Source organism: Aquimarina hainanensis, from assembly GCF_042684685.1.
In the GTDB taxonomy this organism is placed as follows: Bacteria; Bacteroidota; Bacteroidia; order Flavobacteriales; family Flavobacteriaceae; genus Aquimarina; species Aquimarina hainanensis.
Genome location: NZ_JBHULX010000021.1, coordinates 278,201 through 295,961 on the forward strand (window position 1 = coordinate 278,201; position 17,761 = coordinate 295,961).

Annotated in this window: 17 protein-coding genes; 8 read left to right on the forward strand and 9 right to left on the reverse strand. The window is 35.1% G+C overall.

All coding sequences use genetic code 11. From position 1 onward, the window contains the following. Positions 1-39 precede the first annotated feature (39 nt). The 3 genes from ACFSTE_RS11950 to ACFSTE_RS11960 form a co-directional block, all read right to left on the reverse strand. The gene (locus ACFSTE_RS11950) at positions 40-660 is read right to left on the reverse strand and encodes a bifunctional nuclease family protein (protein WP_176028759.1); all 621 of its coding nucleotides are present in this window, start codon (positions 658-660) and stop codon (positions 40-42) included. A gap of 92 nt (positions 661-752) precedes the next feature. Then, on the reverse strand, positions 753-1,721 hold the full coding sequence (locus tag ACFSTE_RS11955) for an electron transfer flavoprotein subunit alpha/FixB family protein (protein ID WP_378257085.1): 969 nt from the start codon (positions 1,719-1,721) through the stop codon (positions 753-755). Positions 1,722-1,795: 74 nt separating this feature from the next. Next, positions 1,796-2,542, reverse strand: coding sequence for an electron transfer flavoprotein subunit beta/FixA family protein (locus tag ACFSTE_RS11960; RefSeq protein WP_176028757.1), 747 nt, complete (start codon positions 2,540-2,542; stop codon positions 1,796-1,798). A 168-nt stretch (positions 2,543-2,710) separates the two neighbouring features. On the opposite strand from ACFSTE_RS11960, the gene ACFSTE_RS11965 reads away from it, so the two are divergent. From ACFSTE_RS11965 to ACFSTE_RS11985, 5 genes are all read left to right on the forward strand, one after another. After that, a complete protein-coding gene (locus ACFSTE_RS11965; RefSeq protein ID WP_176028756.1) occupies positions 2,711-3,688 on the forward strand; it encodes a pyruvate dehydrogenase complex E1 component subunit beta in 978 nt (325 codons plus the stop codon). 120 nt (positions 3,689-3,808) lie between these two features. Further along, positions 3,809-6,304 (forward strand): DUF5686 and carboxypeptidase-like regulatory domain-containing protein, encoded by a 2,496-nt coding sequence (locus tag ACFSTE_RS11970; RefSeq protein WP_176028755.1) that lies wholly within the window; start codon positions 3,809-3,811, stop codon positions 6,302-6,304. A gap of 169 nt (positions 6,305-6,473) precedes the next feature. Beyond that, a complete protein-coding gene (locus ACFSTE_RS11975; RefSeq protein WP_176028754.1) occupies positions 6,474-7,004 on the forward strand; it encodes an inorganic diphosphatase in 531 nt (176 codons plus the stop codon). A gap of 295 nt (positions 7,005-7,299) precedes the next feature. Further along, positions 7,300-9,642, forward strand: a complete 2,343-nt coding sequence (locus ACFSTE_RS11980) for a sodium-translocating pyrophosphatase (RefSeq protein WP_378257088.1) — start codon at positions 7,300-7,302, stop codon at positions 9,640-9,642. A 75-nt stretch (positions 9,643-9,717) separates the two neighbouring features. After that, positions 9,718-10,713 carry an App1 family protein gene (locus tag ACFSTE_RS11985; RefSeq protein ID WP_176028752.1) on the forward strand — a complete coding sequence of 332 codons (996 nt, stop codon included), beginning with the start codon at positions 9,718-9,720 and terminating at the stop codon, positions 10,711-10,713. On the opposite strand, the gene ACFSTE_RS11990 is transcribed toward ACFSTE_RS11985, so the two are convergent. Next, a complete protein-coding gene (locus ACFSTE_RS11990; RefSeq protein ID WP_176028751.1) occupies positions 10,714-11,478 on the reverse strand; it encodes an XRE family transcriptional regulator in 765 nt (254 codons plus the stop codon). A gap of 154 nt (positions 11,479-11,632) precedes the next feature. Here ACFSTE_RS11990 and ACFSTE_RS11995 point away from each other — a divergent pair, with 154 nt between their 5' ends. Further along, the gene (locus ACFSTE_RS11995) at positions 11,633-12,028 is read left to right on the forward strand and encodes an endonuclease domain-containing protein (RefSeq protein WP_378257090.1); all 396 of its coding nucleotides are present in this window, start codon (positions 11,633-11,635) and stop codon (positions 12,026-12,028) included. Positions 12,029-12,221: 193 nt separating this feature from the next. Next, complete coding sequence (locus ACFSTE_RS12000; RefSeq protein ID WP_176028749.1) at positions 12,222-12,668, forward strand: hypothetical protein; 447 nt, start codon at positions 12,222-12,224, stop codon at positions 12,666-12,668. 91 nt (positions 12,669-12,759) lie between these two features. On the opposite strand, the gene ACFSTE_RS12005 is transcribed toward ACFSTE_RS12000, so the two are convergent. The 4 genes from ACFSTE_RS12005 to ACFSTE_RS12020 form a co-directional block, all read right to left on the reverse strand. Beyond that, positions 12,760-13,338, reverse strand: coding sequence for a nitroreductase family protein (locus ACFSTE_RS12005; protein ID WP_176028748.1), 579 nt, complete (start codon positions 13,336-13,338; stop codon positions 12,760-12,762). 70 nt (positions 13,339-13,408) lie between these two features. Next, the gene (locus tag ACFSTE_RS12010; RefSeq protein ID WP_378257093.1) at positions 13,409-14,530 is read right to left on the reverse strand and encodes a pentapeptide repeat-containing protein; all 1,122 of its coding nucleotides are present in this window, start codon (positions 14,528-14,530) and stop codon (positions 13,409-13,411) included. A gap of 118 nt (positions 14,531-14,648) precedes the next feature. Then, positions 14,649-15,836, reverse strand: a complete 1,188-nt coding sequence (gene fabV, locus ACFSTE_RS12015; RefSeq protein ID WP_176028746.1) for an enoyl-ACP reductase FabV — start codon at positions 15,834-15,836, stop codon at positions 14,649-14,651. A 248-nt stretch (positions 15,837-16,084) separates the two neighbouring features. Then, entirely contained in the window at positions 16,085-16,435 is a 351-nt protein-coding gene (locus tag ACFSTE_RS12020) for a hypothetical protein (RefSeq protein ID WP_176028745.1), read from the reverse strand. Between the two features lie 97 nt (positions 16,436-16,532). Between ACFSTE_RS12020 and ACFSTE_RS12025 the strand changes: the two genes are divergently transcribed. Further along, positions 16,533-17,075 carry a flavodoxin gene (locus ACFSTE_RS12025; RefSeq protein ID WP_176028744.1) on the forward strand — a complete coding sequence of 181 codons (543 nt, stop codon included), beginning with the start codon at positions 16,533-16,535 and terminating at the stop codon, positions 17,073-17,075. 97 nt (positions 17,076-17,172) lie between these two features. Here the strand turns inward: ACFSTE_RS12025 and ACFSTE_RS12030 are convergent, their stop codons facing one another. Further along, complete coding sequence (locus ACFSTE_RS12030) at positions 17,173-17,403, reverse strand: hypothetical protein (protein WP_176028743.1); 231 nt, start codon at positions 17,401-17,403, stop codon at positions 17,173-17,175. Positions 17,404-17,761 lie beyond the last annotated feature (358 nt).

Below are 17,761 nucleotides of genomic sequence, written 5' to 3' on the forward strand. Positions count from 1 at the left end.
AATCATTAAAATATCGGACAAAAGCTAACAGACAGCTATCTATCCTCGTTTAGAAATTTCATCTCGGATTCTGGCAGCAAGTTCATAGTCTTCATTTCCTACTGCTTGCTCTAACAGTCTGGTAAGTTCTTCTAAAGATAAATCCTGATATCCTGCTTCCTTTCCTTCCAATTCAACTTCTTCGGATATTAATTCATCCATATCCAATCCTGAAGCATCTTCATTCCCTTCATCCTTTTTAGGATTTACTTTTAAATAAATTCCTGCCTGATCTAAAATGTTTTTATACGTAAATATAGGTGCCTGAAAGCGAAGAGCTAAGGCAATGGCATCGCTTGTTCTCGCATCAATAATCTCCTCTATTTTATCTCTTTCACAGATAATACTTGAATAAAAAACACCATCAACCAGCTTATGGATAATCACTTGTTTTACCACAATATCAAATCGATCTGCGAAATTTTTAAACAAGTCATGCGTCAATGGTCTGGGAGGTTTGATTTCTTTCTCCAAAGCAATTGCAATTGATTGCGCTTCAAACGCACCAATAACAACCGGCAACTTTCGTTCTCCATCTACTTCGCTCAAGATAAGAGCATACGCACCATTTTGCGTCTGACTATATGATATTCCTTTTATATTTAGGCGGACTAAGCTCATGCATGAAATTTATTAACAAAAAAAAGGCTGTTTGAACAAACGGACTTAAAAATTAGTTCAAACAGCCCTTACGTGGGCACAATTTATGAAAATTATGCGTTATTCGCTTTAAATTCCTTTAATTTTTCTATAAGTTTTGGCACAACTTCGAATGCATCTCCTACGATTCCATAATCAGCGGCCTTAAAAAACGGAGCTTCTGGATCATTGTTGATCACCACTTTAACTTTACTAGAGTTTATTCCTGCCAAATGCTGAATTGCTCCAGAAATACCTACTGCAATATACAGGTTAGATGCTACCGGTTTTCCTGTTTGTCCTACGTGCTCTCCATGTGGTCTCCATCCCATATCACTTACAGGCTTAGAACACGCCGTTGCAGCACCAAGAACATCTGCCAACCCTTCTATCATCCCCCAGTTTTCAGGCCCTTTTAACCCTCTTCCTCCTGATACTACCACTTCTGCATCTGCTATAGAAACTTTATCAGTTGCTTTATCTACAGCAGTAACATGTACTGAGAAATTCTCATCCCCAACAGCTGGTTCAAAATTTTCTACTGCTGCAGAAACTTCATTTTCTATAATTCCGAAAGCATTACTAGAAAGTCCTATCAGTTTTACATCTGAAGAAATCTCAACAACACCAAATGCCTTATTAGAAAAAGCTGTTCTTTTCACCTTAAAAGGAGCTGTACTTTCTGGAAGAGCCACTACATTCGAAGCATATCCTGCATTCAGATTTACCGCCAAAGCAGGAGCAACAAATTTACTATCAATACTAGATCCTACTACCACTACAGTTGCATTTTCTTTTTCTGCGGCCTGCTTTATAACTTCTGCATATGCTTTTGCACTAAATTGCTCTAAATCACCAGATGATACATTTAAAACTTTATCCACTCCATAACGTCCTAGCTCCTCATTATTACTTGCATTAATACTTACTGCAGTCACTGTAGTTCCCAACATGCTTGCTACTTCTTTTGCATATGAAGCAACTTCAAAGGCGGCTTTCTTAAAGTTACCTCCTTCGCTTTCTGTATATACTAAAACTGACATATTTTTTTAAATATTTTATACCAGCACATTACTGGTTATTTTTTATTGATTTACTGTAATTTTTTTGTGATTTCTTAGATCACTTTTGCTTCGTTATGAAGAAGGTCTACTAATTCTCCAATGTTATCCGGAGAAACTAAAGTTACATCTCCTTTTGGCGCTGGCTTCTCGAACTGAACAGTTTTCACTCCTTCTTCAGCTGCAACTGGATCTACCACTGTTAACGGTTTTTTACGAGCCATCATAATCCCTCTCATATTTGGAATTCTAAGATCACTTTCTTCAACCAATCCTTTTTGACCTCCAACAATCAAAGGTAATTTTGCCGTTGCAGTTTCTTTTCCACCGTCAACTTCTCTAGTTACAGTTGCTGTATCTCCTTCTACTTCCAACCCGATGCAAGTATTCACAAAATTAGCCCCGGTTAATGCAGCTAGCATTCCTGGAACCATTCCTCCGTTATAATCGATAGACTCTCTTCCTGCTATCACCAAATCATACCCTCCGTCTTTCACTACTTTCTCTAACTGCTTTGCTACAAAAAAACCATCTGTTGCCTCTGCGTTTACACGAATTGCGTTATCAGCTCCTATTGCTAAAGCTTTTCTTAAAGTAGGCTCTGTTTCTGCTCCTCCTACATTCACCACATCTACAGAAGCCCCTTGTTTTTCTTTAAACCACATCGCTCTTGTCAATCCAAATTCATCATTTGGGTTAATCACGAATTGCACACCGTTAGTATCGAACTTAGTATCTCCCTCCGAAAAATTTATCTTAGAAGTAGTATCCGGCACATGGCTTATACAAACTAATATTTTCATTTTATATCGTTGTTTTTTTTATTATTTGACATTATGGACGAAAGTACAAATAAAAACTTTAAAATACTATGCATGCATAATAATTTTTTAAGGTTTCGGTTTCCTCTAAAAAGGATTAATTGCTACTTTTGCCAACTACGTTGTAGCACAAAAATAATTATTTTATAAATGAAAACAATACAGTTCAGAGAAGCAATTTGTGAAGCCATGAGCGAGGAAATGCGCCGTGATGATTCTATTTTTTTAATGGGTGAAGAAGTCGCAGAATACAATGGAGCCTACAAGGCTAGTAAAGGAATGCTTGACGAATTCGGACCTGATCGAGTGATTGACACTCCTATTTCTGAACTTGGGTTTGCCGGAATTGCTGTTGGAAGCGCCATGAATGGAAACAGACCTATTGTAGAGTTTATGACCTTCAATTTCTCATTAGTAGGAATTGATCAAATCATTAACAATGCTGCTAAAATGCGACAAATGAGTGGAGGACAATTCAATATTCCTATCGTTTTTAGAGGACCGACTGCTTCTGCAGGACAACTTGGTGCCACCCACTCTCAAGCTTTTGAAAACTGGTTCGCCAACACACCTGGATTAAAAGTTGTCGTGCCTTCTAACCCTAAAGATGCTAAAGGACTTCTTAAATCTGCTATTAGAGATGATGATCCGGTTATCTTTATGGAAAGTGAGCAAATGTACGGTGATAAGGCAGAAGTACCAGAAGGAGAATACACCATTCCTCTAGGTGTCGCTGATATCAAAAGAGAAGGAACAGATGTCACTATAGTTTCTTTTGGAAAAATAATTAAAGAAGCTTACAAAGCTGCTGATCAACTAGCGAAAGACAACATTTCTTGTGAGATCATCGATTTGAGAACCGTTCGCCCGTTAGATTTTGAAGCCATTTTTACTTCTGTAAAAAAGACTAACCGATTAATTATACTAGAAGAAGCTTGGCCTTTTGCTAATGTAGCTTCAGAAATCACTTATCAGGTACAAGCTACTATTTTTGATCATCTGGATGCTCCAATCATAAAAATAAACACTGCTGATACACCTACACCATATTCTCCTGTATTATTAGAAGAATGGCTACCTAATAGTGAAGATGTTGTTAAAGCTGTCACAAAAGTAATGTACAAATAAAATAAAGTATATTAATTTGCGTCTTCGCGCAATCATATAAGCTGTAATCATTTGTTATGTAACTACAGATTTATTATCGAGAAACATACAACCTATGACGACACAAAACAAGTGTATTTAATGAAGCAGAGGATTTTCGTAATTGTATTATTTTTAATCGGCAGCGCAACTCTTTTTTCACAAACAAAAGTAAGTGGAAAAGTGTTAGACAGCAATAGTACACCTATTCCTTTTGCGAATATCGTTTTTAAGAATTCAACCATAGGAACGATTACCGATGAAAATGGAAGCTTCTATATGGAATCAGACAAAAACCACACCTCTATAAGTGTTTCTTTTGTCGGATTCCAAACTAAAAGCATCACGCTAAACAAGAGAACTTCCTACAATATGGAAATTACCCTTGAAGAAGAAGCTGCTGCTCTTGATGAAGTCGTTATATACAAAGGAAAAACCTCGAAAAAGAACAACCCTGCTATTGATATTCTTCGAAAAATATGGGAATACCGAAGAGAAAACGGGATTAAAAAGTTTAAACAATACAGCTATAATAAATATGAAAAACTGGAATTCGATATCAACACCATTGATAGTGCCTTTATAAACAGCAGAATCTTTAATGGTATGGAGTTTATCTTTGATGATATTGACACCTCCAGAATTACCGGAAAAACCTATCTTCCTATCTTCTTAAACGAGGCAATTTCAACCGTATATGGAGACAATACAACCAATGAGCTAAAGGAAGTATTAAAAGGAAATAAAAACGCCGGATTTAGCGATAATCAAACATTAATTGCTTTTGTAAAAGATTTATATTCTGATTATAATGTTTATGACAATTATCTGAAGTTTTTTGACAAAAGCTTTACCAGTCCTCTATCCAGAACAGGTATAAACGTATACAATTATGTATTAACAGACAGTGCATATATCGACAATAAATGGTGCTACAATATCATCTATTATCCCAGAAGAAAAAACGAACTTACCTTTAAAGGTGATTTCTGGGTTAATGACACCACCTGGGCGATTAAAGAAATTAATCTGGAAGTTACTAAAAGTGCCAATATAAACTGGGTAAAAGATCTCTATATAGAACAAGAATTCAAAGTATTAAATGATTCTATTTTCTTAATTACAAAAGACTATTTCCAATCTGATTTTGCTTTTAATAAAAAAGAAAAGTCCAGAGGTATTTACGGTAAGAGAACCACGTTATACGACGATTACAAATTCGATAGAAAAAAGGACAAAAAATTCTACCGCAGTCAGGTCGATCCTTATAACTACGATGTTTACAACAGAGAAGATTCATTCTGGAAAAATGCCCGAATGGAAGAGCTAAATAAGGATGAAAAAAAAGTATACAAGCTATTAGACACTTTAAAAACAGTTAAAGCTTTTAAACGGCTTTATAATATCGGTACCATCTTAGCTTCAGGATATATTGAATTCAATAATTTTGATTTTGGTCCTTTATTTTCTACTGTAGGATATAATGACATTGAAGGTTTACGTTTAAGAGCCGGGGGTAGAACATACTTCTCTCCTAATGATCGATGGAGAATCGAAGGGTATGGCGCTTATGGTTTTAAAGACAATAAGTTTAAATATGGTCTTTCTGGTAAAATACTTGTCGACAGAAAATCCAGATTGATTATCTCTGGCGGGAACCGAAGAGATGTAGAACAATTAGGAGCCAGTCTCACAAACACTAATGATGTAGAAGGAAGAAGTTTAGCTTCCTCTTCAGTAATCATGACGGGAGACAATAACCGACTTACTTCTATTAATTTATCTGCTTTTAACCTTCAGATAGAGCCTGCAAGAAATTTCACTATTGGAGTGACAGGTACTTTCCGAGCTTTAAAACCTGCAGACAGATCTCTCTTTAGTCTTGATTTTATAGATCCCGATACTAATGAGATAAGGCAAGAAATTAAACAAACAGAAATTTCGACCCGACTAACCTATACTCCTGGAAGAAAAACAACAGGATATGGCGTCGATAGAATTGTTGTGAACGATGGAGATTATGCTCAGCTATTTCTTAATTATAGTGCTGGAATAAAAGGATTATTAGAAAGTGATTTTGACTACGAGAAAATACAATTATACTACAGACAACCATGGAACATTGGCGGATTTGGAGTTTTAAACAGCTCATTAGAGCTTGGAAAAACCTACGGAACTGTTCCTTTAGGGCTCCTAAGTGTAATTCCTGGTAACCAAACCTATCTATCGATATACAACACTTTCCCGTTACTTAATTTTTATGAATTCACAACAGATACTTATGCCTCTCTTCATTTAGAGCATAATTTTAATGGGAGAATTTTTTCCAGAATCCCCTTATTAAGAAAACTAAACCTAAGAGAATTAGTAGGTCTTAGAGGTGTTTGGGGAGAATTATCGGATGAAAATATAGCTATGAGTGCTCCTTCTAATATCCCTCTACTCGCTCCTGATGACGAGGTTTATTGGGAATATAGCTTAGGAGTTGGGAATATTTTCAAAATCTTCAGAATCGATTTTCATTTCAGGGGGAACTATTTTGACAATCCCGATGCCCGAAAGTTTGGAGTTACAGGATCTTTTGGATTTTACTTCTAATATATCATTCTTCGGAAAACCAAAATTATTTTACAGATTTTACAAAATTTCGCCTAGGGTTTTAACGTAAAGTTAATTTTGCGAAAACCATTATATTTTTCGTCTATAAATTTCCCCTACGGCTAAGGAATAACTATATTTGACGCCGATTTAAAAAAATAGAAAAAATATGAGCGCAGCAACTCGTGATAGTTTTGATGTACTAATCGAAATACCTAAGGGAAGTAGAAATAAATACGAATACGACTTTGATATGAAAAAAATACGATATGATCGTATGATTTTCTCTTCAATGATGTACCCGGCTGATTATGGATTCATTCCTGAAACTTTAGCACTAGACGGAGATCCTTTAGACGTATTAGTATTAGTTACAGAACCTACATTCCCAGGTTGCGTAATCGAAGTGAAGCCTATTGGTGTTTTTCACATGGCTGATGAAAAAGGACCAGATGAAAAAATCATTTGCGTTCCAATTTCTGACCCTATTGCTAACAGAATTTCTGATATCAATGAACTAAACCCTCATTTAATCCAGGAGATAGAGCATTTCTTCCAGGTGTATAAAGATTTGGAAAAGAAAAAAGTTGATGTAGGTGACTGGGGGAATGTTACCGAAGCTAAGGACATTATCAAAGCTTGTGTAAAACGTTTTGACGAATTAGCAGATAAACCAAAAGGACTTTTTAGCATTGCATAAATAGCACCTGATATAAAAGCATAAAAAAGCCAACTATGTTCAATAGTTGGCTTTTTTATATTGCTATTTTCTACAGAAAAAACCCATATTTTATACTCTTCTTACCTCCTATTTTTCTCTTCAATTCTGAAATAACCTACATCCCGTATTAAAAATACGCGATAAGCTTTCTTTTTATTTTTAACAACTCTTTCCATCACTTTAACATAAAAAAAAGAAGCTTCTCTTTTCCTTCATCTTCTCTATCTTGATGAATTTCATTACATTTAACTACTTATTAACTAAAATCACACATATGAAATCAAACATAATTTATGTGCCAATTGCCTTATCTATATTAGGATTACTTTTCATGTTTATAAAAATGTCCTGGGTAAAAAAACAAAGTCCCGGGAGCGAGAAAATGCAGAATATCTCCAAAAGCATTAAAGAAGGAGCTTTAGCATTTTTAGCCGCAGAATACAGGTTACTACTCATATTTGTTATTGTAGCTTCTGTTGCATTATTTAGCATATCCTTATTTGTTGAGACAACTAGCTGGATGATTGTTCCGGCTTTTATATTTGGTGCAATTTTTTCAGCACTTGCTGGTAATATCGGAATGCGAATTGCTACTGATGCCAATGCAAGAACAGCTGAAGCTGCCAAAACCAGTCTTCCTCAAGCCCTCAAAGTATCTTTTGGAGGAGGAACTGTTATGGGACTAGGTGTTGCTGGTCTGGCAGTATTAGGATTAAGTATTTTCTTTTTATTCTTCATCAACCAATTTATGGGCAATGAAGGATCTTTCTATACCAATATGACTATCGTACTAGAAGCTTTGGCTGGGTTCTCCCTTGGTGCTGAATCTATCGCTCTTTTTGCCAGAGTTGGAGGAGGAATATATACCAAAGCGGCAGATGTAGGAGCTGACCTTGTAGGAAAAGTAGAAGCAGGGATCCCTGAAGATGACCCAAGAAACCCTGCAACTATTGCAGATAATGTTGGGGATAATGTTGGAGATGTTGCAGGAATGGGAGCGGATCTTTTTGGATCATATGTAGCGACTGTTCTTGCTGCCATGGTTTTAGGTAATTATGTCATTAGAGATATTTCTGCAAATTCCCAGTTTTCAGATGATTTCGGAAATATGGGGCCTATATTACTCCCTGTAGTTATAGCTGGAGTTGGTATTCTAGCCTCGATTATTGGAACTTTTCTGGTAAGTATTAAAGATAACAATGCTAAAGAAGCAAACGTACAGAAAGCACTTGATCTAGGTAATTGGGTAGCAATTGGACTAACTGTAATTGCCAGCTACTTCCTTATTGATTTTATGCTTCCTCAAACACTACAGATGAACTTTTTTGGAGAAGGAATTAAAAACATCTCTTCTCTAAATGTTTTCTATGCTACTATCATAGGATTGGCAGTAGGTGCGTTAATTTCGATGGTAACAGCATACTATACCAGTCTGGGAAAAAAACCAGTTTTAGACATTGTACAAAACAGTTCTACGGGAGCTGCCACCAATATTATTGCCGGGCTATCTGTAGGAATGAAATCAACCTTTTCATCCGTATTATTATTTGCTGCTGCCATATATGGTTCTTATGAGCTTGCTGGTTTTTATGGGGTGGCTATGGCCGCTTCTGCAATGATGGCTACTACAGCTATGCAACTTGCTATTGATGCTTTTGGACCTATTGCAGATAATGCAGGAGGAGTTGCTGAAATGAGCGAACTGGAAGACCATGTAAGAGAACGTACCGATATTCTCGATTCTGTAGGAAACACAACTGCTGCTGTCGGTAAAGGATTTGCCATTGCATCAGCTGCACTAACCGCATTAGCACTATTTGCAGCCTATGTAACTTTTACAGGTATTGACGGAATAAATATTTTTAAAGCAGATGTACTTGCAGCCCTGTTTGTCGGAGGGATGATCCCAGTAGTATTCTCTGCACTGGCTATGAAATCAGTAGGAAAAGCAGCCATGGAAATGGTACAAGAAGTACGAAGACAGTTCAAAGAAATACCAGGGATTATGGAAGGAACCGGAACCCCTGAATATGCAAAATGTGTAGACATCTCTACAAAAGCAGCACTTAAAGAAATGATATTACCAGGACTAATCACTATTATCTCTCCAATCATAATTGGTGTATTATTTGGTGCTGAGCCACTAGGAGGGTATATGGCTGGAGTTTGTGTTTCTGGTGTGATGTGGGCAATTTTTCAGAATAATGCAGGAGGTGCCTGGGATAATGCAAAAAAATCCTTTGAAGCAGGAGTAGAAATTGATGGAGAAATGACCTACAAAGGTTCTGATGCACATAAAGCTGCGGTTACAGGAGATACGGTTGGCGATCCATTTAAAGACACATCTGGTCCTTCTATGAATATCCTGATAAAACTAACTTGTCTTGTCGGTCTTGTAATTGCTCCGCTCCTAGGTAATCACAGTGGAGAAACAGCTGTAGCTGAAACTAAAAAAGAAATACGTGTAGAAATGAAAAAAGAACACGATAGCACAACTGCAACCGTTACAATTTCTTCTACTCAAAAAGGAAAACAACTACAAGAAACACGAACTATTGTAGGTAGTGAAGCAGAAGTGAAGGCTGAAATTGAAAAGATTAAGGCAACCTTACAATAATTTTAAAACAAAATACCTTCAAAAAACCTCGCTTATAAGCGAGGTTTTCTATCTTTATCCCTCATTAACAGATCTATGTTTAAAAAAAAACCATTACGTATCAACTCATATTTAAGCTATGGATCTGCTATTAAAAGCCGAATTACCGGTCGGGCACTAAAGGATAAGAATATTGAATTTAGTAGTGGTCTCGGTATCCGAAAAACTCTCAAAAACTTTTATAAACAATTCGAGAGTGATGAAATTCCTCATATTAAAATCAAGCTAACCCTTGCTGATGGTACTACTTTTATCACCACCACTGACGAAGAAGGGTACTATCATTTTGACAAAGAAAAGATTGTACAGCATACAAATGTTCTAAAAAACACCTGGACTCCTTACACAGTATCTTTTCTGGACTGTAAACAACCTATAACAGCTAATAATAGCTTCAAAGGAGAAATCCTGATTCCAGATTCCATGGCTACCTACGGAGTAATTAGCGATATAGACGATACCATTCTCCACACAGGAGTTACTTCTTTATTTAAATGGCGTGTTATTATAAATACTCTTTTTAAAAACTTCGATAAAAGACTCCCACTAGAAGGCACAGTAGACTTTTATAAAAAACTACACCAAGGAACCAGCCCTTCTCATAAAAACCCTATTTTTTATGTAAGCAACAGCCCCTGGAACCTATACGATTATCTCACTGCATTTCTGAACACTTATAGTTTTCCTAAAGGTCCCATTTTATTAAGAGATTTCAGGACTCCATTTGACAAAACTCCAAAACCAAAAATACCACACAAAGAACAAGAAATCATCAACCTTCTTACAACCTATCCTGAAATGAAATTTATATTGATTGGTGATTGTGGAGAAAAAGATGCTGATATTTATATCGCTATTACCAAAAAATATCCAGATAGAATCCTGGCAATTTATTTAAGAAGTGTAAATCACCAAAAAAAAGAACAGAGAATCCAAAAACTAATTGATACTCACAGCTCTTGTCCCACGCTTATCATTCACTCTTCTGCAGAGGCAGAACAACATGCGCAAAAAGCAGGATTCATCAAATAATTATTTTTTTAAAGATCTCACCTCCTCGGTTAAACTCATCATCGCATCCTGAAGTTTTTTAATATCCAATGTTTCTCCCGTCGTATCAATATTAAAACTCAACTTACTATTGACTTCCCATAATTCCATAATATCGTGAGATGCTATTGTTACCGGAGGATATTCAGGATTCAGAGAAATTAATGTAACTTCGGTATTATCATCACTTCTGCGAATCTTTTTAACCAGTACACTATCTGCCAAGACGACAACACAGATACTATTATTACCAATCTCCGCCAACGATGCAACTCCTTTGCCAATTACCCATTCTTTAGGTTCTAAAGAAGGCAACATACTATCCCCTTCTACCTGAAACCCTCTATAGCTAGCATGTCTGTATTCGGGCAGAGGAATATCAAAAGCCGGTAATTGCTGATACCAATCTACATCTTGAATATTATGTGGATATCCAGCAGCTGCTTTAATATTAACCAAGACCATATTTTCATTATCAGTGCTATCAACTGTTACTACTTTTGGAGAGACATCTACACTATTCCAATAAATTTCTTTTTTATTACTCTCTCCAAACAACCACAGAGGATTTATATTAAAGTGTTCCAACAATTTAGCCACTACTAATCCTGAAATTTTTGTTTTCCCTCTTTCTATATCTGCTGTTGAATTTTTTATTCCTAGTAATTTAGCAAATTCAGATTGTGTATATCTGTGATCTTCCCTTATTTGTTTAAATCGCTTTATAATGTCTGAAGTATCTCCCATAGAAAGAGTATTAGAATATTTTTGAGGTTAAATTTGGAATCTTTACTACACAAAGATACGCAATTTAGGAATATTTCCTTTTTTTATTGTTTTTTATTTGCTGCAAATGGAAATATTCCATAATTTTGGAAAAAATACAAATACAGATACTTTTATGTCAGCATCATATATCTCAACAACTTCTTTTACTACAGAAAAAATCATTCGACATTCATTGGACAACGCCATGTCAACATTAGAAAAATTACATAAAGAATTAACCAAAAAAGGATATAACTTCCTAAGAAACTACACTATAGAAAATTATAAATTTGATTTTTATTGTCCGGTTTCTAAGGTTGCAATAGAAATAGACAGTTATACACATGAATCGTATGACATCTATAATCAGGATGCAACTAAAAAGCTATGTATTCCTTCTCTAGGCATAACCGTATTAAGGTATACAGATTATCAGATACTAATTGATATGGATGAAATATTGAGAAACTTAAAAAACAATCATGTTGCCTCTTCAGTAACTCATACAGCTAACAAAGCAATACACTAAGCAAACCATTATACACAAAAAACTGATAAAAAAGAGTTTATATACACTACTTCATATTTTCACCCCTACAAAAACTATTATTTCTTTTATCAAAACTTATTATTTCTAATAGTTACTATAAAAAAACAGAGTAATATGAAATAAAATATTAAATTTGGAGTTTAATAACCCGTTAAATCATATTTTATCAATTATGAAAAAAGTTTTATTAGGAGCAATTGCTCTAATGTTCTTATCAGTTATCTCATGTAAAGAAGCTACTGATAAAGCTCAAGATGCTGCTGACAAAGTAGAAGAAGCTGCAACTGAAGCAAAAGAAGAAGTAAAAGAAGCTGTTACTGAAGTAAAAGAAGAAGTAAAAGAAGCTGTTACTGAAGCTACTGATGCTGTTTCTTTCAGCAACCCTGCTGTTCAAGAATACGTTAAGGCTTATGATGCATACATTGCTGATTACGCAAAAGCAATTGAAAGCAAAGATGCTACTGCTTTATCTTCTTTAGCTACTAAAGGTCAGGAATTAGCTACTAAAGCTCAGGAATTCACAAAAGATCTTACTGCTGAAGACGCTAAAAAATTAGGAGAGTACACTACTGCTGCTGCTAAAAAATTACAAGAATTAAGCGCTAAATTAGCTCAGTAATTCAACCTATAATTATGCAATGCATATTGCATAAAACCAGAAGAGCCACATATATTTATGTGGCTCTTTTTATATCTGTATTTCTGTTTTTTTACGACATCCATTCTACTTTATCTGCGATCGTATTTCTTTTTGAAACCAGCTCTACATCTTCCTTATCGTAGCCTCCTAAATAAAAGAAGCCTAAACATTTTTCTCCTTCACCTAATTCAAAAAATTCATGCATATACGTTATTAGCTTAGGACTACTCCAATAACACCCAATATCATTCGCCGTGCATGTTAACCACATATTCTGAACTGCCATTGCTGTAGAAGCAATTTCTTCCCACTCTGGAACACGCTCTTTTAAGTCCCGCTGCATACAAATTGCTATAATCGTATGAGCAGCTTTGCAGTTGTTTTTTATTTTTTTATGCTTAAACGGAGAAAAGTTCTCATCATCAGTAATATCTGCATAAGTATCCGCCAGAAAAGCTCCTAACCGCTCTTTGGCTTCTCCCTGAATCACCTTAAACCTCCATGGTTCGGTCATTTTATGCGTCGGTGCCCAATTCGCATTCTCTAATAAAGTATTTATAAATTCATTGGTAATTGCTGTATCATTATATTGAGCAGGAAAAATCGATCTTCGATTTTTCATCAGCTTATTAATTTCTTTTTCTATCATTATTTTTTAAAATCAAAACATTAAAACGAAGATTTTTGCATCTTCATTATTTTCTTATCGAAGCAACTCCTTATTTCGCAACTATGAGAAATTGTTTTTTACCTTGCTTCTTTAATCTATAGTTCTTCCTAATATCACTTCCCCCATCCAGATCCAACGAATCAGACACATATGCAATCCAGTCTTCTCTATGTACAATAGCATTATCCAATTTCACAGCTGTCAAATTTGCTTTCTTTAATTTTGTTCCCCAGAGTGTCGCTTCAGACAAATTAGCCCCGGTTAAATCTACTCCAAACAGATTTGCATTTGTAAAATTAACCCCTATCAATTCGGCTTTTTTCATATCCGCTTTGTACAAATTTGCTTGACTCAGGTCTGATTCTGACAAAAAAGTCCCTGTAAGATTCGCCTCTTTAAGCTCTACTCTTTTGAGGTTTCCTTCCACGATCTCCGAACCACTAAAATCAGAATGATTTAGCCTTGCAAACTGTAGTAACGCTCCTCTTCCCAAGTTGGCATTTTTAAGACTTGTGTAGTTAAAATCTCCAGTAAGAAAAATATCTCTCGAAGACTGCTTCCCTATTTGACTTCTCAATAAGGCAAACAACAGCTGTCCCTTTTCTGGGCTAATCGGCTTTTCTATTAACTGATCATTCTCTTTGAATTGATATGGTTTCATCGCCATAGAGAGACTCACAATTCTAGCTTCTAATGTCCTGCTAATACTTCGTTCTCCACTAGCTTTATTTTTTAGTTCCTGGTTTACATCGCTAAGAACATCTCCCATAACAGTTACCAAAGAAGAACGTCTATCTGCTTCTATCAAACTGTTTTGACTTTTAATCATTGCATTTTGATTATACAATAATTTTGTCTGATACAATAAAACCAGAGAAGGGATTACCGCCATTAAAATAGCAAACAAACCAATTCTTGTGACACGCCAAATAACGTTAGAGGTTACATCTGATACAGTATCTACTGATACAGATTTCCGTTCTTTATATTCATGAATAGCATTACTAATACTCTTTTTTAAAGGAACTCCAAAAAGAGGTACGCTCAACAAACCAATAAGTCCTTTTTTTATTTTATTTGACTTTTGCTTTTGCTTATTGATTTTACCCAACTGCTTTTTAAGTTCCTTATTTTCATTCTCTAACCGAGTTATATATTCCTGCTGTTCCACGCTAAAAAAATATTAGTATTAACTTAATTCTCCCTAGTATTTTGCTCTGTTGCTAATAAAGCAAAATGCTCCTATAACAATATAGATCATTACAAAAGCATTCGCAACAGTTCTATGTTTAAACGATGCCGGAAATCTCAACAACTTCGTTTACATCCTGATCATAATCAACGCCATCAACTTTAAAACCAAATAGATTAAAGAAGTCTGTTTCATATCCTTTGAGGTCACCGATATCTTGCAAGGTTTCTGTCGTTGCTTCTTTCCATAAAGCAGCTATTTTTTCTTGTACATCCGGTCTCATTTCCCAATCATCAACACGAATACGTCCCTTTTCATCTAATGCTATATCTCCTGTATACAATCGCTCATTAAATAAACGATACATTTGTTCTATACATCCTTCATGTATTCCTTCCTCCTTCATTACCTTATACAATAATGATATGTATAATGGAATCACAGGAATAGCGGAACTAGCTTGCGTAACTAAAGCCTTATTGACAGATACATAAGCTTTTCCTCCTATGTCCTTTAATTTATCGGAAATAGTAAATGCTGTAGCTTCGAGATGATCTTTTGCTTTTCCAATAGTTCCTTTTCTATATACCGGTTCTGTCAGCTCAGGACCAATATAAGAATATGCTATGGTAGTTGCATTAGGAGCTAATACTTCTGCTTTTTTCATGGCATCTATCCATAATTCCCAATCATCTCCTCCCATTACGGCAACCGTATTCTCAATATCTTTATCATCTCCTGGTTGAATTTCTATATCAGAAACAACCCCTGTATGAAAATCTACTGTTTTATTTTTAAAAGAACCTCCAATTGGTTTTAATACAGACTTAAATCGCTCTCCTGTATCTGGGTGTGTACGAACAGGAGAGGCCAGACTATACACAACCAAATCGACCTGCCCCAAATCTTCTTTAATTAATGCGATGGTCTTTTCTTTTATTTCGTTAGAAAAAGCATCTCCATTAATACTTTTGGCATAGATATCTTCTTCGTGTGCAAATTTTTCAAAAGCAGCAGAATTATACCATCCAGGAGAACCAGGTCTCCCTTTAGTTCCTGGTTTGTCAAAAAAGACCCCAACAGTTGCTGCTTTCGAGCCAAAAGCGCTTGTAATACGAGAGGCAAGACCAAAACCAGTCGAAGCTCCTATTATCAATACTTTTTTAGGACCGGAGATTTCTCCTTTGGTCTTTACATATTCTATTTGATTTTTCACATTTTGCTCACATCCTTTAGGGTGTGATGTAAGGCAAATAAACCCTCTAGTTCTTGGTTCTATAATCATCAATAAATCTTTTTAGCGAATTAAAACATATCATCTGATTTTATAAATCTGATCATATTTTGTTGACTAAAATAAGCAATCTACAGTAATCCATTAAGAGAAAATCTCTTAATGTTGAGGAATCTAATTAAGAACGTATATAGAAACAAATACCCTTAGTGTATTGATTCATCAATACTCGGAATAGAAAGATGCATTCTACAGGAATACCTGTAGGAAATTTGCTTGCATATACAACCTCTTCTTTTCTATTGTATATTATTATCAACTAGCATTTCATCATAATCCAGATGAAATAATATCCCCAGAACCAAATCTTCTAATCCTTTGAGTACACCCCTGTCAGCTTTTAAGTTTACTTCAGCTCTTATGGTACTAAATTTTATTGCTTTGTGTCCTTCTTCTTTGCATTTAGGGCATTTGCAAAATACCTGGGCAGACCTAATTACAGATAAAAAACCCCGAACTTCCTCCTTGGTCATAATAAATCCGATATCATCAAGCCATAGTTGTATATTCTCACAAGGTTCTTCTTCTACTATCTGTATTTTATATCCGGAACCATAGTCGTTGCTATATAAAGCAGTTAATGTATGCATGGTTTACTTTTTATTCTACAAATTTATTGATTATTCTTATTTAGAATAATTTAAAATAGATTATTTTTGTTCTTAAAAATTCTAAAAAGAAAAATAGATGAAGAAAATAGGTCTGTTTTATGGTTCTGATACCGGATGTACTGACGACGTAACTAAAGACTTAACAGAAGCTTGGGGAGCTGATCAGATTGATGTTCACGAAGTATGTGATGTTTCAAAAGATGATTTCGAACAATATGACATCCTACTATTAGGGCTTTCTACATGGTACGATGGAGATCTGCAAAGTGATTGGGAAGACTTTTTTGATGAGTTTCAGGAAATTGATTTCACTGATAAGGTAATAGCTATCTATGGATTGGGAGATCAGGTAGGATACACAGAATACTTTGTAGATGGAATAGGGATTCTTGCCGAAGTAATTCTAAAAAATGGAGGGCAAATCATTGGACACTGGCCAGTTGCAGAGTATAACTTCAGAGAATCAAAGGCAGTCATTCCTGATAATGAAGACATGTTTTATGGGCTTGCTATTGATAATGATAATGAATCAAACCTTACTGATACAAGACTCGAAAAATGGATTGATCAGGTAAAAACAGAATTAGAACAAACTACTGTTTACAACGCTGTTGGCTAAATAGCCCTATGCAATACAGTATTGATTATACATACAGTTATATTCGTAGTTGTTATTTATTAGTAACTACGAATATAATTGAACACTACTGTATGCTTTAATTATGAAGAATCCCTTGAAGGTGTATCCTTTGTGCCTTAAGAATAAGATTCAATGCTTCATCCTTAGATTTTCCTTTATAGTATAATTTATCAATCCATAGATAAATTATAGTTTCATAAGGTTCACCATGTGTAAGCGCAATCATAAAACGATTGATATCTAACTTCAGCCACTGTAGTAAATCTGTTAGAAACATGGTTTTATCAATATTTAAATCCGGGGTCATTCCTTATAGTATAACTAATTAAATCAGGTGGTAAAGATATATACATCCTACAAAGGTCTCAAGGGGGATTTTCCCCCTATTTTATTTACTATCAAAAACTTATAAATCCAAAAAGACTAAATCATCCTACAAATCACTATGAAAGCCTGATTATAAACAAAATACCGAAACGGCAAGTACATCTATGCAGTTGATTAAAAATCAACATTTTACGGTTAAACCGTAATTTATATTAGTTTTCAACACAGGATTTAACAAAATTTTACGAGAATCACGCTGCATGAAAAAGCTTACACAAAAATTAAAGCCATAAGATTATCGGCTTTTTTTAAAAAAAGAATACTCTAATCATACCATA